18 protein-coding genes and 1 tRNA gene are annotated in these 22,557 nt (G+C 40.4%); 12 read left to right on the forward strand and 7 right to left on the reverse strand.

Annotated elements, in window-relative coordinates; all coding sequences use genetic code 11:
* The first annotated feature begins 5 nt into the window (after window positions 1-5).
* The gene (gene gyrA, locus AAHM81_RS03745) at window positions 6-2,537 is read left to right on the forward strand and encodes a DNA gyrase subunit A (protein WP_342265167.1); all 2,532 of its coding nucleotides are present in this window, start codon (window positions 6-8) and stop codon (window positions 2,535-2,537) included.
* A 37-nt stretch (window positions 2,538-2,574) separates the two neighbouring features.
* Here gyrA and AAHM81_RS03750 read toward each other — a convergent pair whose 3' ends face one another.
* Window positions 2,575-2,721: a hypothetical protein gene (locus AAHM81_RS03750; RefSeq protein WP_342265168.1), complete on the reverse strand. Its 147-nt coding sequence runs from the start codon at window positions 2,719-2,721 to the stop codon at window positions 2,575-2,577.
* A 268-nt stretch (window positions 2,722-2,989) separates the two neighbouring features.
* Here AAHM81_RS03750 and AAHM81_RS03755 point away from each other — a divergent pair, with 268 nt between their 5' ends.
* A complete protein-coding gene (locus AAHM81_RS03755; RefSeq protein ID WP_342265169.1) occupies window positions 2,990-4,516 on the forward strand; it encodes a tetratricopeptide repeat protein in 1,527 nt (508 codons plus the stop codon).
* Here AAHM81_RS03755 and AAHM81_RS03760 read toward each other — a convergent pair.
* The 3 genes from AAHM81_RS03760 to AAHM81_RS03770 all read right to left on the reverse strand — a co-directional run bounded on the left by AAHM81_RS03760 (window position 4,491) and on the right by AAHM81_RS03770 (window position 6,754).
* Window positions 4,491-5,252, reverse strand: a complete 762-nt coding sequence (locus AAHM81_RS03760) for a hypothetical protein (protein WP_342265170.1) — start codon at window positions 5,250-5,252, stop codon at window positions 4,491-4,493. The two genes, AAHM81_RS03755 and AAHM81_RS03760, sit on opposite strands and share 26 nt — an antisense overlap.
* Window positions 5,253-5,309: 57 nt before the next feature.
* Entirely contained in the window at window positions 5,310-5,945 is a 636-nt protein-coding gene (locus tag AAHM81_RS03765) for a site-2 protease family protein (protein ID WP_342265171.1), read from the reverse strand.
* A gap of 71 nt (window positions 5,946-6,016) precedes the next feature.
* Window positions 6,017-6,754 carry an FAD-binding oxidoreductase gene (locus AAHM81_RS03770; protein WP_342265172.1) on the reverse strand — a complete coding sequence of 246 codons (738 nt, stop codon included), beginning with the start codon at window positions 6,752-6,754 and terminating at the stop codon, window positions 6,017-6,019.
* Window positions 6,755-7,293: 539 nt separating this feature from the next.
* Here AAHM81_RS03770 and AAHM81_RS03775 point away from each other — a divergent pair.
* The 10 genes from AAHM81_RS03775 to dnaB all read left to right on the forward strand — a co-directional run bounded on the left by AAHM81_RS03775 (window position 7,294) and on the right by dnaB (window position 19,110).
* Window positions 7,294-10,845 (forward strand): sodium:solute symporter family transporter, encoded by a 3,552-nt coding sequence (locus tag AAHM81_RS03775; protein ID WP_342265173.1) that lies wholly within the window; start codon window positions 7,294-7,296, stop codon window positions 10,843-10,845.
* 236 nt (window positions 10,846-11,081) lie between these two features.
* Entirely contained in the window at window positions 11,082-11,705 is a 624-nt protein-coding gene (locus AAHM81_RS03780; RefSeq protein WP_342265174.1) for an ankyrin repeat domain-containing protein, read from the forward strand.
* 126 nt (window positions 11,706-11,831) lie between these two features.
* Window positions 11,832-12,353: a gliding motility lipoprotein GldH gene (locus AAHM81_RS03785; protein WP_342265175.1), complete on the forward strand. Its 522-nt coding sequence runs from the start codon at window positions 11,832-11,834 to the stop codon at window positions 12,351-12,353.
* 162 nt (window positions 12,354-12,515) lie between these two features.
* A complete protein-coding gene (locus AAHM81_RS03790; protein ID WP_342265176.1) occupies window positions 12,516-13,157 on the forward strand; it encodes an outer membrane lipoprotein carrier protein LolA in 642 nt (213 codons plus the stop codon).
* Between the two features lie 47 nt (window positions 13,158-13,204).
* A complete protein-coding gene (gene frr, locus AAHM81_RS03795) occupies window positions 13,205-13,765 on the forward strand; it encodes a ribosome recycling factor (protein WP_342265177.1) in 561 nt (186 codons plus the stop codon).
* A gap of 101 nt (window positions 13,766-13,866) precedes the next feature.
* Entirely contained in the window at window positions 13,867-14,616 is a 750-nt protein-coding gene (gene sufC, locus AAHM81_RS03800; protein ID WP_342265178.1) for a Fe-S cluster assembly ATPase SufC, read from the forward strand.
* A complete protein-coding gene (locus AAHM81_RS03805) occupies window positions 14,613-15,884 on the forward strand; it encodes a SufD family Fe-S cluster assembly protein (RefSeq protein WP_342265179.1) in 1,272 nt (423 codons plus the stop codon). Before sufC ends, AAHM81_RS03805 begins: the two co-directional genes overlap by 4 nt.
* Window positions 15,885-15,919: 35 nt before the next feature.
* A complete protein-coding gene (locus tag AAHM81_RS03810) occupies window positions 15,920-17,170 on the forward strand; it encodes a SufS family cysteine desulfurase (protein WP_342265180.1) in 1,251 nt (416 codons plus the stop codon).
* Window positions 17,151-17,606, forward strand: a complete 456-nt coding sequence (locus AAHM81_RS03815) for a SufE family protein (RefSeq protein WP_342265181.1) — start codon at window positions 17,151-17,153, stop codon at window positions 17,604-17,606. The genes AAHM81_RS03810 and AAHM81_RS03815 overlap by 20 nt, the downstream gene beginning before the upstream one ends.
* Window positions 17,607-17,670: 64 nt before the next feature.
* The gene (gene dnaB / locus AAHM81_RS03820; RefSeq protein WP_425286268.1) at window positions 17,671-19,110 is read left to right on the forward strand and encodes a replicative DNA helicase; all 1,440 of its coding nucleotides are present in this window, start codon (window positions 17,671-17,673) and stop codon (window positions 19,108-19,110) included.
* Window positions 19,111-19,275: 165 nt separating this feature from the next.
* Here dnaB and AAHM81_RS03825 read toward each other — a convergent pair whose 3' ends face one another.
* The 3 genes from AAHM81_RS03825 to AAHM81_RS03835 form a co-directional block, all read right to left on the reverse strand.
* The gene (locus AAHM81_RS03825) at window positions 19,276-19,425 is read right to left on the reverse strand and encodes a hypothetical protein (protein ID WP_342265183.1); all 150 of its coding nucleotides are present in this window, start codon (window positions 19,423-19,425) and stop codon (window positions 19,276-19,278) included.
* A gap of 220 nt (window positions 19,426-19,645) precedes the next feature.
* Entirely contained in the window at window positions 19,646-22,150 is a 2,505-nt protein-coding gene (locus AAHM81_RS03830) for a bifunctional UDP-N-acetylmuramoyl-tripeptide:D-alanyl-D-alanine ligase/alanine racemase (RefSeq protein ID WP_342265184.1), read from the reverse strand.
* Between the two features lie 124 nt (window positions 22,151-22,274).
* Window positions 22,275-22,347 (reverse strand) — tRNA-Lys (locus AAHM81_RS03835).
* Window positions 22,348-22,557: the final 210 nt, after the last annotated feature.

Below are 22,557 nucleotides of genomic sequence, written 5' to 3' on the forward strand. Positions count from 1 at the left end.
TACCTATGGATGTAACATCGACGGATCGTATTATACCAATCAATATAGAGGATGAAATGCGCGATGCCTACATAGATTATTCTATGTCGGTTATTGTCGCCAGGGCGCTTCCTGATGTTCGGGATGGGTTAAAACCTGTACACAGACGGGTATTGTATGGTATGTATGAGCTAGGTCTCAGCCAGAGTAAAGCTTATAAGAAATCTGCCAGAATTGTAGGGGAAGTACTGGGTAAGTACCATCCACATGGTGATGTGGCGATTTATGAAGCGATGGCCCGTATGGCCCAAAATTGGTCACTCCGTTACCCACTCATAGAAGGTCAAGGTAATTTTGGCTCTATAGATGGTGATGCACCTGCAGCGATGCGTTATACCGAAGCCCGGTTGGTGCGTATTTCTGAAGAGCTGATTAAAGAAATTAATAAAGATACTGTTGACTTTCAGTTGAACTTTGATGCATCCTTAGAGGAACCCGTTGTATTGCCTGCCAAACTGCCCAACTTGCTTTTAAATGGTGCGTCTGGTATTGCAGTGGGTATGGCCACCAATATGGCCCCACACAATTTATCAGAAACATTAAGTGCTATTATTGCCTACATTGAGCATCATGATATAACCATTTCTGAATTGATGGAATATATCGTTGCACCTGATTTCCCTACTGGGGGTATTATATATGGTTATAGTGGGGTGCGCGAAGCCTTTCAAACGGGAAGGGGACGCGTCTTATTGCGTGGGAAAGCTACCGTTGAAGTGACGGCTAATGGAAAAGAGCAAATCATTGTAACGGAAATACCCTATCAGGTGAATAAGGCGGTCATGATAGAAAGGACAGCACAGCTGGTGAATGAAAAGAAAATAGAGGGTATTGCTGATATTCGAGATGAGTCAGACAAAGAGGGTATGCGTATTGTCTATGATCTCAAACGGGATGCAATTGCCCATGTCGTCCTCAATAACCTTTACAAACAGACCCAGCTACAAAGCTCTTTTAGTGTGAACAATGTAGCATTGGTAGAGGGTAGACCTAAAATTTTAAACCTTAAAGAACTCATTGTTCATTTTGTAGACCATAGACATGAAGTATTGGTCCGGAAAACTACTTTTGATCTAGAGCATGCCAAGAAGAAAATTCATCTATTAGAGGGCTATTTGGTAGCATTAGATCATTTAGATCGGGTGATTGCCTTGATTCGTGGTTCAAGAGATCCAGAAGTAGCCAAAACCGCATTGATGGAAACCTTTCCATTGAGTGAAGTACAAGCAAAAGCCATTCTAGAGATGCGTTTGCAACGGCTTACGGGTCTAGAGCGTGCCAAGATAGTAGAAGAGCACGAGCAGGTGCAGAAACTGATTAACCATTTACTCGAAGTGTTGGCTGATAAATCGCTGCGTATGCAGTTGATTAAAGAGGAATTGATTGCGCTGAAAGAGCGTTATGGCGATGCGCGTAGAACAGAAGTGGAGTATGAAGCAGATGCATTTACCATGGAAGATATGATTCCAGATACGGAAATGGTAATCATGATTTCCAACCAAGGTTATATTAAAAGAACGCCATTGGTTGACTATCGCCTACAAGGCCGAGGTGGCGTAGGTGCCAGGGGTATTATCACCAAAAAAGATGATTTTACAGAGCATTTATTTATAGCTACTGCCCACCAATATTTGTTGATATTTACTGAATTTGGTAAGATCTATTGGGTAAAAGTTTATACGATACCAGAAACTAAAAAGACTACGCAAGGCAAAGCCATACAGAACTTAATCAATATAGCTCCTGGAGATCAGGTGCGTAGTATTATTCAGGTTAGGGATTTGAAAGATAATGGTTATGTGGATGCCCATTATGTGGTGATGTGTACCAGGAAAGGCATCATTAAAAAAACCCCTCTGCGCGCCTATGCTACGCCACGTGCCAATGGCATTCATGCCATTGTAATTCGTGAAGGCGATTCACTATTAGATGTACAGTTAACCAATGGCACCCATCATATTGTATTGGCATTAGAGTCTGGCAGGGCTACACAGTTTAATGAGCAAGATGTCCGTCCTATGGGGCGTGTGGCTTCTGGCATTAGGGGCATCACACTAGCCCATGAGCAAGACCGTGTAATTGGCATGGCCTGTTTTCCAACATCGGATTTAGATGTGTTGGTGGTTTCTGAAAATGGTTATGGCAAACGTTCTGCACTGGCAGATTATCGTATTACCAAAAGAGGTGGCAAGGGAGTGAAAACCATTCAGATTACTGAAAAAACTGGAAAGTTAGTAGCCATTCATGCGGTGAAAAACCAGGATGAATTGATGATTATGAATCAGTCTGGTGTGGCCATTCGGATTGAAGTAAGTACATTGCCCCTTATAGGCAGAGCTACCCAGGGTGTTCGACTGATTCGGTTGGGGCAAAATGATAAAATTGCTTCTGTGGCCAGAATAGATATTTTAGAAGATGGGGAAGATCATAAAGTGGTGAGCAATATAGACCAGCCTTTGGATGCATTAGCTACAACCTCAGGCGAAGCGAGTCTATAACGTTAACTGGCCCTTCTATAAAATCCCTTAGCATTTTTTAGAGATCATATTCCTTTGGGTTTGGAGTTAGTTTGATGTCTTTATCAAAGTCAGCTAATGCTAATATTAGATCGGTTGTTTTATCAAGTTCCCCTGATTTTAACGTGTGATACTGCAACAGAAGTGAGCCATTTTTCTTTTCCATTTTAGGTAGGTTAGGCTATGAAAAAATAGGCTCGTGACTATCCCTTTTTTTATATACAACTGCTTTCATGCAATATACTATGTCAAATTAAATGGATTAAAAAAAGTGATGAAAAAATTTTTAAATTGCCATGGTCTATATGGGGCTTGAATGGCCAGTGGGTTGTTTATTAATTACAAAAATTTGATCAGAAAGTTTGCCTATGAATGTAATGTATGGGAGGTTGTGTAAATTATATCAATTTTGTTTTCTATGTATGCTTTGGGTGATGCCCCAACAGCTTTTTGCTATACCGCCAGCTATAGCACGCATTGTGCGTATCTTTGAAGGCGGGCATAAGCAGAAAGGGATTAAGCCAAAGGATGGACAGGCTAAAGTTGTATCAGGAGATGATCAAGCCAATGATCTACAGACAACTCAGGTAGCTGCTTTGTCTAATGTGGAGCAGGCCCGTTTAGCTATAGATGAAGCGATTAAAAATAGTAAGCTGGCCAAACACCCGGCTACTTGGTATTACAGAGGGGTTATTTATGATCGTCTCTTAAGGGAGCATGTTGCTCAACCATCTACTTTCTTGAATGAGGCACTTGCAGCCTATGCGCAGGCTAAAAAATTAAGTGCATCAAAAAGCAAACAGTTTTATAGTTTCTCCGTTGAGAACCTGATTGCTCTATGGCGTTATTTTTTAAATAGAGGCATGGGCTACTATAGGCAAGAGGCGGTTGATCAAGCAATAGAGCACTTTGCTATTTGTAGGCGTATCCTACCAGAGGAACCTACACCATTGTTGTATATGGCTATTGTTTATCATAGTGCTGATCAACCAGAGGAGGCATTGCGCTATTATCAAGACTATCTAGCAGTAGATGGCCCCCAATTTGCTGTTGCACGTGCTATGGCGGCTATTCATTACCATAAGCTTAAAAATTTTGATAAGGCCATGGCTATTCTGGATGAGGCATTGCTTCAATTTCCTTTTAATAATGAGTTATTAGAAGAAAAATGCTTGATTCACCAAGCTGCTGGAAGCATAGATGGGTATGCTGCTTCTTTAGCGGTTGATCTGCAACATAAAGCGCCACATCTATGCTATGCATATGCTTATGTTCTCCAACATCAAGGACGGATTCAGGAGGCCATTGGTTATTATGAACAGCTTTTAAAGGACCATCCGGCCCACTATGAAGCACTCCGTCAAATGGGTTTTATATTTTATAATGAAGCTATAAAATTATATGCCTATACCCTAAAATCGATGGGGAGTAAGACGCAGTTAGACGATGTTGCACTGGCAGATTGGTGTGGGTTGATGCATGTAACGGTGAGGCGCTGCTTAGCCAACGGTATCGGGTGGACAGGGAGTAACTATGTATTATTTAGGGGGGGGGTACTTCAGGAGCCATTATTTGCTGCTCGTCCTATATGGGTAGTATACGATCATCCCCTTGTTCAACATAGCAGCTCCAGCAGTTTGAGGGATCTATTGCAAGCAGGTAACCTACCCTATGCAAGTCCTTTGTATGGATACATTCATGCAAAAAATTCCGCTGCATTGGCCCGTAATAAGTGGGCACAAACCATGGTAGACTTAGAAAAGTATCTCAAAAAATCTTTGTACTACCTAAAAATAGCGCGTGCGCAGGATAAAAAAGATAAAGCAGTTGCCCAAGCTTTGTACTATAGTTATTACCATTTAAAAAAGTATGGGGCTGCTTATAGGGTATTACAAAGGATGCAAAAGCAAAAACAATATCTTGAAGATGATCCATTTAGGGGGAATCAAGAGAGGGAGTAGCAGTCTTTGTATCCGTTTTTTGGTAAACAAAGATTGTGCCTATCTCTGATGCGATCTGGATTATTTGTTGGGTATTAAAAGCCGTTTCCGTACCATCGTCATTTTTAACAAACCACTGGTTATCCTTTTTTAAGAAAACAACTAGTTTATTGTCTTTGCCCTCATTAATAAGTTTTGGAACATTTGCTAAAAATTTTGTTAAAGCAAAGGAATGGTTGGCCGATTCGGTTGAAGCTGGATTGGATCTAAGGGTTATAGATGCTACGTCAACTAACCTACATGTATCTAGGGTACCCTTGTGCTGATCCCTTGCCAAAAGGATATATAGTGTATTGGGTAGTCCATGAGATTGACCTTTGACATGATCTGTTGTTCGGCTAGCTTCTATTAACGTACTGAAGTCATGTTGTTGGCGTTGTCCTGCTGCGGGCAGATGTACAGTCAAGGCGTTTTTATAATCTATCTCCTTTAAAAAATTCCTTACTATTGGTGAAGGGTTGTAATGTACAGATGGTATATCCCCAAATGAGCCATGGGATTGCAGGCCGTTGGGTATACTTGTATTTGGTGTTGGCATCCCACTTGGATTACTGATGGGCGCTTTTCTATCATCTTTATGATCAATAGGATCAGGCTCCTCTCTAGGAGCGCTTCTTTTGCAAGCCATCACTACCATTGGCAATAGGCTTATAACTCCTAGCGGCACTTTGCTGAACAAACCCAATTTCCATTTCATATAAGTAAGCTACGTTTTAAAAGTTAAAGCAGTAGGATGGGCTTTTTGTTTATTTTATTACAATTCTCGCTCCTTTTGCCAAAGCTTACAGTATTGCCATCCACACATAAAGAGTTGCATGATAAAAAACCAGTGATATCCTTGAAAATAGAAATAAGGAATGGCAATGGCAGCAGCCATCAAGCCGACTATAATACTAGCCAGATATCCCTTACGGCCAAAACTTTTTTCTAATATATAACGCATCAACCAGCCACCATCAAGCGGTGCAATGGGTAGTAAGTTTAGCAACAACCATCTAGTATTGATATACATCGTTACAATAAGCAAATATTTCAATAAATAACTATGCACAATATTAAATTGAAGCAGCAAATAGGCTGTCAACGTCAATAGTCCTTGAAAGAGCGGTCCTGAAAGGGTAATTAAAAACTGTTGTTTATCTGTTATGTGGGATGTATTGAAGAGCGTTCTTCCACCAAAAGCTTGTAATACAATCATGGGGGCTGCACCAAAATAAAGCGCAGTTAACGCGTGGCCATATTCATGTATGAGGATACTAAAGGTAAAGATACTAGACCACAATAGGCTTTCCCTATAGTTCCCCCCTGCACTACCCATTACCAACAATAAAAAAATCCAGTAACTCAAATCAATAGATACTGGAACTTTTAAAAATCTAAAGTTTAACACGGTGCTATATAATTTTAGGTGATCAACCTAACAGATTAAATGGCGTTATAAAACAAGAAAACATGCTCCTTTTATACACCACGAGATATATATTTTTCACGTTTTATGCGCTGTGGGTTAAAGCCCATTTTTTGTAGCCTTTCTATGCTATCATCGATCATATATGGATTTCCGCAGAGGTATACCAAATCAGTGACTGGATTTAGGTTAAGTGCTTCAAAGGCCGATTGTACATATCCTGAGTAGTGGTAAGAGGTGGTTGGTGTATCTACTCTACTTAGGTGGCCCCGAAAATCAAAATTTTTGTACCTTTTAGCAAAATCAATAAAATCTTCTACATAGAGCAGGTCGTTGGCATAACGCACACCCAATAGTAAGGTGACCTTCAACTGCTCATCCGCTTCGAGTTGTTTGGCAATGGTAGGCAACATAGAACGATAAGGTGCTACGCCTGTTCCAGTAGCTACTAGTATATACTGAGTAGGCCTTTCTGCTTCTTGAAGAATCAGTCTCCCTTTAGGCCCTACACAACACAATTCATCTCCGATTTTTAAGTCAAAAAGAATTTTAGTAGCAAATCCGCCCTCAACTGGTGCAATGGCGATATCCAACCTATCTCCTGGACTATTGGCTAAGCTATAGCTGCGTGGCACTATTTTACCAGAAGCGTGGGGCAATAAAAAAGTAATAAACTGACCCGGTATAAATAGGAAAGGCAGCTGATCAGAGCGTATAAAAGTTAATTCTGCTACACTAGGTGTAAGCATTCTGGATCCTATATACTTAACTTTAAATTGATTTTGTTCCATGTTTGTATCTATACTGTCTGTGGTATACCGATTGTGACATCCCTGATTTTTTTCATCTACTGTTGGCTAGAAGCCACTACCATACTACTAGTTGCTTTGCTACCTGTTGCCATTCGGTATTTCCACACCAAAGCTAAAAAAAACTAGCCATGAATCGAAACTTTTTATAAGAAGGCCAAAACCCATCATAAAGATTAACCCATTGGGATGTTGTACAGCTTTAAGCAACAGGCTTCGCTGCATAAGCAGCTACAACATGTCATTGTATAGCGTTGTTTCGTACAAAATTGGTTAAAATGTTTGTTGGTTTACTTGAAAATAGTCTTAATTATCTATATAAACATCATCCTATATTGGAAAATAATAGGGTGTTAATAACAAAAATGTATTTTTTTATACTTTTTTTTATCAAAAAATTATTAAAGTATTGTATATATACAAATTAGTACTTATACTTTGTGAAAAGATATTTCACTGGACTAATTCGTAATCTATTAACTGGTTGAGCTATGGTACCATTTTTTAATATACCACTTTATATGGTGGTTGTTTTTCTGTTATTGACTTTAGTAGTAGGTGTCTATTTTAGTCAAAAAATCACCTCATTTCGGCAATATGCGGTAGGAGACAAACAGTTTGCTACAGCTACTTTGGTGGCCACTGTATTGGCTACTGCTTATGGAGGAGGAGGGTTAATACGTAATGTACAGCAAGTACATAACCTTGGCCTTTACTGGATCATTTTGGATCTTTTGGCTGGATTTGATCTATATATTATTAGTAAGCTAGCGCTATATATGGGTCGGTTTATGTGTCATCTTTCTATGCCAGAAACAATAGGTAGTGTATATGGTAAATATGCACGAATGATTACAGCGCTATCTGGTATTTGTGATGCTATTGCGATAATTGCTGGGCAAATCAGTGTAATGTCTTTGTCTATCAGCATGTGTTTAGATTCGGTACATCCCAAAGCGATTACCGTTATGGTTACAGTGATCCTTATTTTTTATTCTAGTTTTGGAGGTATTCGTGCGGTTGCTTTTACAGATGTACTACAATTTATAACCTTTACGGTCATTATTCCCACTTTAGCATGGTTTATGTTTAAAAGTACAGGCAAATCAGTTGCAGAAATCATTCCTTTTTTACAAAGTCAAGAAAAATTTCAATTTAGTAAAGTTTTTCATTTTGACATGAATTTGCTAGGTATGGGGTTGCTTGTACTGAGCTTTTTAATGGGTTATATAGAGCCGCCAACCATACAACGGGTCTATATGTCTTCTAGTTCCATTCAAGCTGGAAAGGTTTTTTCATACGCTACGCTTTTCAGCTTTGTAATAACCATTTTTATCATGCTCATTGGTTTATTTGTCTTTGCAGGTGCGCCAGAACTACCAGTAACTGCTATTTGGGGCTATATCATGGCACATGTTCCACCTGTTTTTAAAGGAATGGTTTGTATCAGTTTACTGGCTATGGCGATGTCCACAGCTGACTCTAAATTAAACTCTTGTTCGATTATGATTAGCCATGACATGCTACAAAGCATCCGAAGCCCTAAGAAAGCTCCTTATGTCCACCAGCTTCGGTTGGCTACGTGTACCAGTGTCCTGATCGGTCTGTTGGCCATGATATTGACTTTTTATTGTAATGATCTATTGAATTTGCTCAAGTTAAGTTTAGATTTGTCACTACCTGTTGCAACTGCTCCTTTTATATTAGCGGTTTTCGGCTTTCGGGGTACTTCCAGAACCGCTTTGATTGGTATGAGTACTGGTATTGTTTCTATTTTAGCTTGGGACAGGTGGATTGAGCCCCAAGCAGGCATCAATGGTTCTTTTATTTGTATGTTGGCCAATGGTCTGGCTATGCTAGCTGCACACTATCTACTCAAACAACCAGAAAGTGCAGGCTGGGTTGGGCCAGATAATGATTGGATCCAAATGAAACAAGTCCATGCCCGTAAGAAGAACGCGCAGAAAGAGGCCATTAAAAATAAATTGGTATGTATCAAACATGCTTTGGCTAAGCTGCAACCCAGTAAAGAGCAGCTAATATTTTTAGGGCTTTATGTGGTCATCACGAATTTGCTGGTTTATTTTGTAGCCGCTATTACAGATCATGCCGATTGGCTGATACCACAACTTTTAGTAGGTGCGTGTTTTTTAGGGTGTAACACATTTTTTGCAGAACAGGTCAAAGCTGTTCCGGGTTGGGTGGTTGGTCTACTTTGGTTAATGGGATTATCTTTTTGCCTTCTTATCAATCTGCTTTGGCATTGGTGGCATGGCACCCCGCTTTTCTTGAATATAGGCTTGTCTTTAGTCCATTTAGCGGTTACCTTATTGTTGCTTCCGTTACATTTGGGTGTGCGTTTTTTAGGGATTACCCTATTCCTGATTATCTGTCTCAGTTCCATTTATTATACCAAGCCACTGGTGTTGGCATTGTCGCCATCAGGTGTGGTATGGGTGCTGTTGCTCTGTTTGGGTTTAGGTTTGGTGATTTTTAGCTTTTTTATTTGTATGAAGGCGAAGATAAATAGCTGCTTTGAGCAAGTAGGCTATCTCAGGGATAGGGAGCAGGTTGGTGCATCTAAACAACTCAAACAAGCGCTCTATGATGCAGCTATGGTGCCTGTTACTGGCTTTAGTGCGCCTAAAAGATATGGTTCTATTTTAGGAAAGGTAGTGCATAAAATTGAGGAATCTATTTCCTTTTTAGATAGCAATATGCCTCTTTATAAACAAGATTTTCAGAGTATTATAAATAAGTTATATGATTGGATAGCCTATTTCAATAAGAAAGAAAAGGCTAAATATCATCTATTGTTACAGCCTACTAAAATTAGCTTAGATAAGTTGATGCATAAATTAGAGTTTGCTTTGTCGCAAGAGGCGGCCCGTCCACCTAGGCTATTGGTAGAAAAAACAAGTGACGTTAGTGGTGGGTTATGTACGCATATTATATGTGATGTAAACCAGGTGGTTTATTCGTTGGTTAACGCTGTTCTACGGGTTAGTGAGCGGCTAGATGGCCCAAGCCCGCCAATGGTTAGCATACAATTGCATGCCACCTCTTTGCAGTTTAAGCAAGCAGATTCTATTGATGGTAGCTATCCCTCTTTTATGCTTTTTCAAGCTACTGGACTAGTAGTAAGTAACGCTACTGTCGCTTCTAACGTCCTGCCTAAGGTTAAGCCTTTGTACGATGATAGGGTAGGGGAGATCGACTTTGAAGAGGAGCAGGGAGTGGCCCCATCGATAGACTTGCAGAAAGAAGCCATATCCAGTATGATTCATGCCCACTATGGGTATATGGAATATCCTGTTAGTGGCCACCAACAAGCTATACTCTTAGTACTACCTAATGATGTTACAGCAATTCGTGATAGGATGATGGTCAAGCTACCTATGGATTGTTTACACGCAGCAGCTCCTGTTACGCCTAAGGAGCAAGCTGATTCGATGATGGTATTGATGCAATTCTATGATTATGTCTGCAAATCCTCTTATGCAGTAGATCCTATTGATGCAAGTACCATTTCAAATCTGCTTTTATTACTCAGGCAGTACTTTGGCCTTAAGCGTCATGCTTCGGGCCAACTGTTTTATGTCCGGTCGGTAGGCATTGCTGAACTGGTCGTAGAGTGGGTGTTTCATTCTCCTAAGGTAATTTATGCTTCTTTGCTCTATGAGTTGGTGCGTCATACCTGTTTACCGCTTTCTTATGTTAAACAACATTATAATTTGGGTGTATATGCCTTTGTATTGAATGTGATAAGTATAGATAAACGCCAAGCGCTAGATCATCCCTCCTTGCTTTATGTGCAGAATCGTTTGAAAGAGGCTATTAAGGAAGATCATGTACAGCTTTCTGTTCTTTTCATTAAACTAGCCGAACGGCTCTATGACCTACGTCATGCAGCAGGTTATACCATGCTGGAGGAGGTTAAATATATGGCTCATGAAACCCTGGCAGTAGATGTTGAACTGGCTAAGCAATATTTGGCTCCTGAAATAGCAGCAGCATTGGCTGCTGCAGCCGGTCAGGCATTGCAGATCTGCCATCGAAAAACAATGAGATAGGTTGCCTTTATAGGCTTAACTCGGGGTTAGTCTGATTTTTATTTTAATGCTTCAAAAGGATTTTTTATAAAAAATTGTTAGATTATATGTCCTGATTTTTTTTTAGTGCAGGCATAATCATTATTCAGCTCCTTGTAGCACTTTTTAAGGTCCCAATTCATGTTCCTATACTAGGCAAGGTGCTGTAATGGTTAGCAACCTATAAGCACCTCCTGACATAAAGTTTAAGTATCGATATGGATAAAAAAAACAAACATGGGGATACTCCACTGCATGTGGCAGCTTTTGAAGGTGATCGACAAAAAGCTCAATTATTGTTGCAAGATAAAAGCAATGATGTGAATGCAAGAAATAACTATGACAACACACCGATACATTATGCCGTTTCCCAGGAACATGTGGAGGTACTCGAGGCACTGTTAGAAGGATCAACCGCTATTGATGTAAATGCAGTAGATAAGGATACCTACGCGCCACTTCATTATGTATCATACAAAGGTCATTTAGAGATGACCCAAGCATTGTTGCAGAATACAAATATTGATGTAAATATCAAAGATAAGTATGAAAATGCCCCATTGCATTATGCAGCATTTGAAGGTCATCTAGAGGTGCTTAAGGCGTTACTGGCAAGCAAGGATATTGATGTCAATATTAAAAACCAACATGAGAATACCCCATTATATTATGCAGCATCTAAAGGTCATCTGCAGGTCGTTAAGACATTAGTGGATATTACAGGTATTCAGATAATGGTAAAAAATAAGTATGGTAGAACGCCACTTGATACAGCTACCTGGAACAACCATTTTGGTTGTTTGGATGTGTTGTATAATGCAGTGCATCAAAAAGAGATATAGTGGTTATTTCAACTGACTAGCCTTTAAATCCCTAAAAAATTTCGATAACTTAAGGTTTACAATTAAATTTATGGAAGTGATTTGGGTCTGTAATGTTCTTTGTATCTATCATTCACACTTTTCTTGATGGCATTTCTTCGTTTTGTGAAGTATATACCACAGACAACCTGTTTGTATGTTTTTTGGGTTTCCTTTGTTATGGGTGGATGTGGCACAGAGGGTGGCATACAAAAGGTCTATACTTTTCCTAAAAGTGAGTGGCATATAGCCAATGGATTGCTTTTTGAATGCCAGGTGAGTGATACGAAGCCATCCTATGATATAATTATATCTGTTGATTACACAGCTACCTATCCTTATCAAAATCTCTATATAAAATATGATTTGGAAGGAGCAGAAACTTCAGAAAGTGGCGTGGTAGCATTGCAATTGTTTGATAGGAAGCGGGGCTGGCCGTTGGGATCTGGTTGGGGAGCATGCAAGCGCTATCAATTGTGTCTATTGTCTGGTTATAATTTTAAAAAAACGGCTGCCTATACCGTTCAGTTGGTACATGCTATGCGCCAAGATACTTTAGCAGGCATAGTGCGTATAGTGCTAAGCATAAAGCCTCATGCTAAGACCAATAAGAGATCTAGCCTAGTATAATTTTAGTGCGAAGGAATTTGAAAAAAAGCGGTCTATTGTTTAGATGCATCCTTTTTCCTTATAATTGGTAATAAATATGTTGTATGAATGGTTATGCTGACCGCTAAGCTTTGGAACTTTCTAGTAGTACTATTTAGATCGCTTTTATGGTGCATTGTTTCAATGCCCCCTGTTTTTGCAGCGGTGGATGAAAAAGCACTTGAAATTCTTGAAAAAACTTCTGCTTACTATCAAGGATTAGAGAATTTTAGTGCCATCTACAATCTGACTATTAAATATCCAGAAGAGGATGCGGTTCGGCATGATAAAATGCGCATCACGGCTAGAGGGCAACAATATAGGCTCTCCTATGACCAAAAAGAGACCATAACAGATGGAGAAACGGTTTGGGTATATGATAAAGCACTAAAAGAAGTGACCATTAGCGAATATGCTAAAACAGATTCTGATTTAAACTTTGCTGAATTATATAATATCTATCAACAAGGCTATCTATCTGTTTATCTAGGAGAACGTATCGTACACAAAACCAAAAATATAATACGTGATATCGTCCAGTTAACGCCTGTTCAAGAGGAGAGTAGTTTTAAAAGTATTACACTGGAAGTGGACCGTACTACCTCACAAATTCATAGATGGGAAGTAGTACAAAACGAAGAAACAAGGTATATTTGTACAGTTTGTAAGTTTTCTGTCAATATGCCGCTATCAGATGCTTATTTTACATTTGATATAGGTGCACATGGAGACTTAGAGGTAATAGATCTACGAGAAGGTGAAGAAGAGATTGATTTAGGTGAGTAGTAGGTAGACGATCATCTCATTTCCTTCATCCAAATAATTTACCATTTATGGAAATCATTCAACAACATTTAGATCAAGCTGAACGCAGTATGGATAAAGCTTATAGCCATGCACAGGATGCTTTTGCAAAAGTTAATGCTGGGCGTGCCCTACCTACCATGTTACACCATTTAATGGTAGCCTATTATGGGAATCCAACACCACTCCATCAAATTGCTGCTATTACTACTGCTGATCCACGTACTTTGACTGTGCAACCATGGGAACAAAGTACGATTCCCCATATAGAAAAGGCGATTGCAGAAAGTCAGCTTGGATTTTCTACTAGAAATGATGGGCGTATGGTGATGGTTACACTGCCTCCTCCTTCTCAGGAAAGACGTAAGAGCCTGGTTAAGCTTATTAAAAGTGAAGCAGAAAAAGGCAGGGTGGTGATTCGCAACCTTCGTCGTGATTACAAAGAAATATTAAAAGCTGCACAAAAAGATGGTATACCAGAAGATGCCATAAAAAGAGCAGAGAAAAAATTACAAGAGCTAACAGATGGCTACATTGATAAAATAAACCATCTTTTAACGCTTAAAGAGGCAGATGTGATGGCCGTATAGCTGCACTTGCTCATCGCAACTTTTTACAAGGGACGTTTTTGTGCAGCATGGCCATAGCGCTGAACAAGCATCCCATTATTTTAAACCAATACATAGAGATAATGCTCATAATAGAAGACTTACATGTCAATGTAGGCGATAAAAAAGTACTCAATGGCATCAATCTTCAAGTAGATGCAGGGCAGGTCCATGCCATTATGGGACCCAATGGTGCAGGTAAAAGTACCTTGGCGGCTGTTTTGGCTGGTAAAGAAGGCTATGAGATTGTAAAGGGGCGTATCTTATTGCATGGTCAGGAGCTATTGCAGCTAGCACCAGAAGCTAGAGCAGCACTTGGTCTTTTTCTAGCGTTTCAATACCCTGTTGAAATTCCAGGTGTAACCACCACTAATTTTTTAAAAACCGCTATCAACCAGATAAGAAAACAGAGGGACTTACCCCCTTTAGATGCGATTGCTTTTTTAGAGCTCTTAAAAGAGAAACGCAAGTTGCTTCATATGGATCATTCCTTGGTGCAGCGTTCCCTAAATGAAGGTTTTTCAGGAGGTGAAAAAAAAAGAAATGAAATGTTACAAATGGCTATATTAGACCCTTCTTTGGCCATTTTGGATGAGACCGATTCTGGGCTGGATATTGATGCTTTAACCATTGTATCACAAGCCATTAATCAGTTGCGTCGCGCAACCAATGCGATGGTATTGATTACCCATTATCAAAGACTACTCGATCATGTGGTTCCCGATTTCGTGCATATTTTTTATGATGGAAAAATCATCCAATCGGGCGATTGTACACTTGCCAAACGGTTGGAAAAAGAAGGGTATGCCTGGATTACACAACTTCCATTATGATGGCATTTACAAATTGGTTGCAAGAGGCCTTTGCAACTTTGCCTGTTACAGCTCCTTTTTATACAGAACGCCTATGGGCATTTAACAAACTAACGCATGCTACTTTTATAGAAGGCCAGAAGGAAAGCTATAGAAATCTTCGAGCAACCCTTGCACTATTGACAAGCCAGGCTTACCATTTCAGTCTACCTGTTGAGCCGGTGCTACCGGTGCAAGTGGCTGGATATGGTGCTACCCAGGCAATCACTTTAACCTTTGTAGATGGTATATGGCGTCCATCTGAAGCTATCCATTCAGGGGTTCAGTTACATAGGTTCTCTGCCCTACCACTGTTTAAACAAAAAGAGCTATTGACTGCTTATAGGGCTGATATGGGCTCAAGTGAAGATCTTTTTGTCTTGTTGAATAGGATGTTGGCGCAAGAAAGCTATCTGTTGGAAATTACAGGAGAAGATCCAAAAATGCTGAACCTACAACATATTGTAACCGATTCCCTTTGCCATGTAGTGCCTCAGTTGTTGGTTAAAGTAGGTGGGTCCAGCCACGTAACCATCATAGAGAACTGGCATACGGCAGCGCCTAAAGTGCAGCCTTTTGTCAACGCCTTTACCCATATTCTATTAGAAGAAGCTGCCCATCTATCTTACCATACCCTTTATACCGATGCGCCATCATGTTACCAAGTCAACAGCCTTTATTGTCATCAAAAGGACCATAGCACCTTTGTGCACCATACTTATTCCTTTGGTGCCGCTATGTTGCGCATGTATATTAGGGCGCACATAAATGGTAGTCATGCCCATGCTGGTCTATATGGTCTCTCTACGCTTGCTGCAACAGAAAATGTAACACAACAGATTGAAGTCATCCATAGTAAGCCCCATAGCCTTAGTAAACAACATTACAAATCTATTTTAGGCGGTCAGTCAATGGGTAGTTTTAGTGGTAAAATTTACCTCACACCTGCTGCACAGCAAACCAATGCCTATCAAACCAATAATGTACTGATTTTATCTGATGCGGCCCACCATTATGCCAAGCCACAATTGGAAATTTATGCAGATGATGTCAAATGCTCCCACGGAGCAACGGCTGGGCAATTAGATGAAGGGCAACTATTCTACTTACAAACACGTGGCATAGCGGCTCCCTTAGCCAAAAGATTATTATTAGAAGCTTTTGGTAGGGAAATCATTGACGCTGTTGAGTTAGCCGCATTGCAGGATTATTTATACGATCAGCTTATAGCAAAGCTTGTAAAATTATAGTATCTTGACCCTATTAACCTAGTCAACTACTTCTGATGTTTGCTACGCGTCCTTTGGATATAGGCCAGATTAGGGCTTTTTTTCCTATTCTGAATCAACAAGTTTATAATCAACCCTTAGTCTATTTTGACAATGCTGCTACGGTGCATAAGCCCCTTTCAGTGATAGATCGTGCAAACCATTTTTATCAGCAAGATAATGCCAACATCCATCGTGGTGTCCATGCCCTGTCTGCCCGTTCTACTACAGCTTTAGAGGAAACCCGTTTGGCTGTACAACAATTTATACATGCCCCTGAGGTAGAAACTATTGTTTTTACTTCAGGTACTACAGAAGGGATTAATTTAATCGCCGCCACTTATGGCGCGATGGCAGTAGGGGAAGGAGATGAAGTGGTCATCTCTGAAATGGAGCATCATGCCAACCTTATTCCTTGGCAGCTGCTTTGTAAGCAGCAAAAAGCCATTTTAAGAGTGATACCTGTAGATGATAAGGGGCAGTTGGACCTTAGTCAGTTCTCTTTTACAACCCGTACGAAGCTGGTTGCATTAACTTATGTGTCTAATACATTAGGTACCATTAATCCTATTAAATCCATTATAGACCAAGCCCATGAAAAAGGTGCCATTGTAGTCATCGATGGGGCACAAGCAGTAGCGCATATGCCCATTAACGTCACCGATTTAGATTGTGACTTTTTTGTTTTTTCTGCGCATAAAATGTATGGTCTTACTGGACTGGGCATTCTGTATGGTAAAAAAAAATGGTTAGAAGCTATGCCTCCCTATCAAACCGGTGGTGGCATGGTCAAACAAGTTACGTTAACAGAGACCATCTATCACGATCCCCCCTATAAATTTGAAGCAGGCACCCCCCCGCTAGCTGCTATTGTCTCTTTTGCAGAAGCACTTAAGTTTATGGCAAGCGTAGGCCATTCCAAACTAGCTGCCCATGAAGAAAGCTTACTACTTTATGCATTGGCCGGCTTGGCCCGTATGCCAGCAGTACAACTGGTGGGTACCGCTACCCATAAGGCAGCTATTATTGCTTTTAATGTGGCCAATATGCACCACTTAGATGTAGGGTTATTTTTAGATGCCAAAGGGATTGCTGTGCGTACAGGCCACTGTTGTACCCAGCCTCTTATGGACAGATTTGGCATAGAAGGTGTAGTACGGATTTCTTTTGCCGTTTATAATACCATTGAAGAAATAGATCTATTTTTAGAAGCATTACAAGAAATTATTGATAAAGGAAACCGTTCATATGGTAAAAATAGCATTTAAAACGATTGATCAGCACCAAGATGAAATCATAGATGCCTTTACCAGCTTATCTGGTGATAGGGTTGCTATGTTGGACTATCTGATTGATTTAGGGAATGCATTGGCCCCTATGGATCCCTTGTATAGGTCGGATCCCTATTTGGTCCAAGGCTGTATGTCTAAGGTATGGGTAGCCGATCAGCTGATACAAGAGCGACTGTTTTTTCAAGCCGATAGCAATACAGCCATTACAAAAGGGCTTATTAGTTTGTTGTTAAAGGTATTTTCTGGTCAATCCGTGCAAGCAGTTGTAGCGGCAGAACTATACTTTATAGAAGCAATGGGCATGCGATCGTTGATCGGATTTCAACGCGCCAGCGGCTTGGCGCATATGATTAAAACTATGAAACTAAGAGGTCTAGCTAAACTTAGTGAGGACCACTCATCTTATGCCTGATTTTGGGCTAGTTTAAGTATGATGTAGTATGAAAACGTATGCAAAAAATTTGGAACCATCTACTATGTCGGATGCGCTTGCTGTAAATGCAAAATATCCTCCACATGCCTTAGATCTAGAAGAGGGCGTATTGGGTGCATTGATGTTGGAGAAAGAAGCACTGGTCAGTGTCGTTGATCTCTTACGGCCTGAAAGTTTCTATAAAGAAGCCCATCAGGAAATTTATCGAGCGATCATACAACTCTTTAATGATTCAGAGCCTATAGATATGCTCACAGTAGTCAATCAGTTACGCAAGGATGGTAAATTGGCTGCAGTAGGGGGAAGCTATTATGTCAGTTACCTCACCACCCGTATTAGTTCTTCAGCCAATATTGAATTTCATGCCAGAGCTATTTTAGAATATGCTATGCGCAGAAAGTTAATAGAAATTTCCACTATGGTTCAGAAGCATGCCTATGATCCTACTATGGATGTTTTTAACACGTTGGATCGTACCGAGCAGGCACTATTTGAAGTATCTGATGGACACATTCGTAAGAGTTACCTAGAGATGCGTTCCTTATTGGTAGAAGCTTTTGATAGTTTATCCAATCGTCGTACGCGTGCCAATGGACTTACCGGTATTCCAAGTGGTTTTACCGCTTTAGACCGCATTACCTCTGGTTGGCAAAAGTTTGACTTGATTATTATCGCAGCTAGGCCTGGTATGGGTAAAACTGCTTTTGTACTCTCTGCTTTACGCAATGCGGCCATAGATTATAAGACACCCGTAGCTATTTTTTCCTTAGAGATGGGTGCATTACAGTTGGTCAATCGACTGATATCAGCTGAAGCAGAGTTAGCAGGTGAAAAAATCAAGCAAGGCAAATTAATGGATCATGAATGGGAACAATTGCTTCATAAGACGGCTGCACTCTCCAATGCACCGATTTATGTAGATGATACACCTGCTCTTTCTGTTTTTGAATTGCGCACCAAATGTAGAAGGCTTAAGGCTAAACATGATATTCAACTCATCGTTATCGACTACTTACAGCTTATGTCAGGTGATCAGAGTAAGGGAGGTGGAAATCGTGAGCAAGAGATTGCTTCGATTTCACGCGCTCTTAAAAGCATTGCCAAAGAGTTGGACATTGCGGTGGTGGCACTTTCTCAATTAAGCAGGGCGGTGGAAACACGTGGAGGCAGTAAGCGACCTCAGTTATCTGATTTACGTGAGTCAGGGTCCATTGAACAGGATGCAGATCTGGTTTTATTCTTATATAGACCAGAATATTATGGCTTAACAGAGGATGAGTCGGGTAATCCTACACAAGGTCTAGCAGAGGTTATTGTTGCCAAACACCGAAATGGTGCATTAGATCAGGTTCATTTGCAGTTTATGGGCCGATATATGAAATTTATGGATATCGATATACCTCCTGCTGCCGGGGGGCCGGAACAATTTGTCATTCGGTCGAGTAAAGCCAATGCGGTAGATGATTCATTCGAATTGTTCTAAGCGCAAGCTACGTATCTATTCACGCCTTTGGCTGGCCGCCTTATCTCCTTCGATAAAAAGTCTGGCCCGATAGTAAATAGCTGAATCGATATATTTTTCAGCTGTTAGTGTTTTACTAGAGCGCCATTTTTTATCGAAGGAGACGCGGGAGGGGTACTTGGTCAGCTATTTGCTTTTTCGTATCTGTTCAACACTATGGCCATAGTGATAAAATGCCTCTGTAAAAAGTTTCGAAATAGAAGCCACCCCTTGCAGATGATTGGGAAAAACAGATTCCTTTGAAGCCCGCGCAGCGGGCGACTTCTGTTTTTCCATCTGTAAGGGGTGGCTTCCGGAACTTTTTGCCGAGGGCTTGATTTTTTGTCCACTTTTTTATCAAGAAAAAAGTGGAATACAATTCATTATTAACCAGTGACGTGAATAGATACCAGCTATTTGCTTTTTCAGAAAAACGTAATCACAGTGATGAATAGATACGTAGATTTTGCTATATAAGGGAACTGATGCTCCCCATGCTCCACTAAAAAAAGTATGGTTAGGTATAGTAAATCCGTTTCACCCTTTGGCTGATTTGGGTCAATAGCTCATAAGGAATCGTACCCAGCTGTTCGGCTAGTGCATCTATTGAGTGTACTGCATTAAAGATAATCACCTCATCGCCACGTTGTGCGGTTATATTGGTCACATCAACCATAGCCATGTCCATGCATACATTTCCTATAATGGGACATGCATGACCTTGAATGATAACCCTTCCTTTACCACAACCAAATGATCTGCTTAAACCATCTGCATACCCTATTGGTATGGTCGCAATCGTTATATCTTGCTGGGCTATCCCTTTTCGATCATATCCTATACTTTCCCCTTTTTGAATCGATTTGATCTGTGAGATGGTCGTCTTCAGTGTGCTAGCTGGTAGGAGATACGGCTGAATGGTTTGATCAACACCTACGCCATGTAACCCAATCCCTAGCCGCACCATATCAAATTGAAACTGCTGAAAACGTAGTATGCCATTGGTGTTTAAAAGATGTTTTAAAGGTTTGATGGCGAGCTGCTGTTCTATATATTGCGTCATTTTTATAAACCTATCGGCTTGCAAAAGCGTATATGCATCATGCATGTCTTCTTGTGAAGCAGCTAAATGGCTAAAAATGCTTACGATATGTAGGGCAGGTATTTGTTTTAATTGCGTTATGAGCTGGTCTAGTGCTGTTTCTTCTATTCCCAAACGGTGCATACCTGTTTCTAGTTTAAGGTGAATGGGTATAGATTGGATCGATTTTTCTGATATAAAACACGCCAGCTCATCTAATAAGGGCAGGCTGTATACTTCTGGTTCTAAATGATGGCTTAGCATGGCATCAAAGTGGTCGTCGGTTGGGTTCATTACCATGATGGGTAAGGTAATCCCTTGTTGGCGTAAATGGATGCCTTCATCCATATAGGCAACGCCGAGATATTCTACACCATGGCGCTGTAGTGCAGAAGCGAGCTCAAAACTATTGCTACCACTTCCATAGGTAGAGGCCTTGACCATAGCCATGATTTTGGTACCTACTTGTAGTTTGCTTCTAAAGTAGGAGAGGTTGTGCCTAATGGCATGCATATCTATCTCTAAAATGGTTCCATGGCTATTTTTTTCCATCGTTTGCACCACCCGTTCTAGTCGAAAGCTGCGTGCTCCTTTTACTAAGATGGTTTCATCTTTAAAGGAGGGCTTTGCTGCTATAAATGCCTCTACACTATTAAAAAATATAGTTTCTGGTATTTCAAATAGTGTGCTGTGGTGACTGATAACTGGTCCAATACCTATCAATCGATGGATCGCATGTTTGGCCAATAGTGCTGCTAGTTCCTGATAAAGTTGATGGTCAGGTGTAGCAGATTGGAGCATATCAGATAGGATAACCGTTCGTTTGGTGGGCTGTTGTTGTTGCATAAAATCTAATGCAAGTCTTAAGCTGGCGATGTCATTGGTGTAGGTATCATCTATAACCTGGCAGCGATTCATGCCAGCTTTAAGGGTCATGCGCATCGGTATGGCTTTAAGCTGTAATAGTGAACGTTGCAGTAGTGCTGGATCAAGCCCATTGTCTAGTAAGTAGACCAGGCAATGGGTGATGTTTTCTATGGAAGCACTATCTCGAAAAGGGACTATAAAGGTGTTGGCGCGCTTATGGTTTTGGGTTGATCTAGTAATTTGTAACTTAGTTTGGCCAGTTAGCTGCTTGCATCTAACCAAATAATCTGCTGTTGGGTTGTTAAAAGACCAGTTTATCAGTTCGTTCTTATATCGTTTTCTAAGGACTTGGTCTACTAGGGGATGGTCTTTGCAGTAGTAAATGGTGCTACAGCCTGCAAACAATTTTATTTTCTCCTCGATCTTTTGCGTTATGGTTTGAAAGCCTTGGCTATGGGCAGGGCCGATATTAGTAAATAGCCCATGGGTGGGTTGTATGAGTCGAGCCAATTTTTCCATTTCACCGGGTTGAGAAATGCCTGCTTCAAAAATGCCATATTCATGGTTGGGTTGTAATAAACTGATGGAAAGAGGTACGCCTACTTGAGCATTATAACTGTGTGGGTTGCTAACGGTTTTGTACTTTCTGGATAATAATTCATGCATCCATTCCTTGACAATCGTTTTGCCATTGCTGCCTGTAATGCTCAATAATGGTAATTGATATTTTGATCGGTAAAAAATAGTGAATTGGTGTAAGGCTTCTAATGGGTCAGTTACCGCTAGAATATTTACATCGTTGTATTTTTCTATTATGGAATGATTATATGCGTGGTTGACTACAAACTGGCGTATGCCTTTCTGATAAGCCTCTATTATATAATCATGACCATTATGGTTAATCCCTATAATCGCAAAAAAAAGCGGAAATGGCGTAAAGGTTTTGTTTCTGCTGTCTATACTTAATTCCGTTATGGGCAAGTTGGCTGTTTCAGCTACTGGGTAGCCTGCTGTAACCGCTACTAAGTCATTAAAGTGGCCCAGAATATGTGGGAAGGATATGGTTGATTCCATTTTTCTTGTTTTTAGCTAGTGTTACCAAGAGGTTGTAAAGTGCAGCAATTCAGTAGGAGGGAAGGGCAAGCGAATATCATGGCTAGCGCCAAACGCTATAGAGTGGCTAAACTACTTGGTGGTGTGATCCCGCTGGGACTCGAACCCAGGACCCTCTCCTTAAAAGGGAGATGCTCTACCAGCTGAGCTACGAGATCAACATGAACTGTATAATTGTAAATTTATTCATTTTTTAGCAAAAATAAAAATTATTACAATCTTACTTGTATCTATTCACGCAGAACAGCATTTTTTACATGGAGTATTGGTATACGCAGCACTTATGGCCACCGATAAAAAACTTCCGCTTTACTGAAGCGCCGCATTCCTTTATCGGCGGCCACAATAGCTTTTCTGATCATTATCAG

It is taken from the genome of Cardinium endosymbiont of Philonthus spinipes (genome assembly GCF_964030745.1).
Taxonomy (GTDB): domain Bacteria; phylum Bacteroidota; class Bacteroidia; order Cytophagales; family Amoebophilaceae; genus Cardinium.

Coding starts and splice junctions, on each gene's coding strand:
- AAHM81_RS03770 (WP_342265172.1), bottom strand. CDS start 6,754: ATGGAACAAAATCAATTTAAAGTTAAGTATATAGGATCCAGAATGCTT.
- AAHM81_RS03805 (WP_342265179.1), top strand. CDS start 14,613: ATGATGGCATTTACAAATTGGTTGCAAGAGGCCTTTGCAACTTTGCCT.
- AAHM81_RS03810 (WP_342265180.1), top strand. CDS start 15,920: ATGTTTGCTACGCGTCCTTTGGATATAGGCCAGATTAGGGCTTTTTTT.
- AAHM81_RS03825 (WP_342265183.1), bottom strand. CDS start 19,425: ATGGAAAAACAGAAGTCGCCCGCTGCGCGGGCTTCAAAGGAATCTGTT.
- AAHM81_RS03780 (WP_342265174.1), top strand. CDS start 11,082: ATGGATAAAAAAAACAAACATGGGGATACTCCACTGCATGTGGCAGCT.
- sufC (WP_342265178.1), top strand. CDS start 13,867: ATGCTCATAATAGAAGACTTACATGTCAATGTAGGCGATAAAAAAGTA.
- AAHM81_RS03815 (WP_342265181.1), top strand. CDS start 17,151: ATGGTAAAAATAGCATTTAAAACGATTGATCAGCACCAAGATGAAATC.
- AAHM81_RS03750 (WP_342265168.1), bottom strand. CDS start 2,721: ATGGAAAAGAAAAATGGCTCACTTCTGTTGCAGTATCACACGTTAAAA.
- AAHM81_RS03785 (WP_342265175.1), top strand. CDS start 11,832: ATGGCATTTCTTCGTTTTGTGAAGTATATACCACAGACAACCTGTTTG.
- frr (WP_342265177.1), top strand. CDS start 13,205: ATGGAAATCATTCAACAACATTTAGATCAAGCTGAACGCAGTATGGAT.
- dnaB (WP_425286268.1), top strand. CDS start 17,671: ATGTCGGATGCGCTTGCTGTAAATGCAAAATATCCTCCACATGCCTTA.
- AAHM81_RS03830 (WP_342265184.1), bottom strand. CDS start 22,150: ATGGAATCAACCATATCCTTCCCACATATTCTGGGCCACTTTAATGAC.
- AAHM81_RS03775 (WP_342265173.1), top strand. CDS start 7,294: ATGGTGGTTGTTTTTCTGTTATTGACTTTAGTAGTAGGTGTCTATTTT.
- gyrA (WP_342265167.1), top strand. CDS start 6: ATGGATGTAACATCGACGGATCGTATTATACCAATCAATATAGAGGAT.
- AAHM81_RS03755 (WP_342265169.1), top strand. CDS start 2,990: ATGCCCCAACAGCTTTTTGCTATACCGCCAGCTATAGCACGCATTGTG.
- AAHM81_RS03790 (WP_342265176.1), top strand. CDS start 12,516: ATGCCCCCTGTTTTTGCAGCGGTGGATGAAAAAGCACTTGAAATTCTT.
- AAHM81_RS03760 (WP_342265170.1), bottom strand. CDS start 5,252: ATGAAATGGAAATTGGGTTTGTTCAGCAAAGTGCCGCTAGGAGTTATA.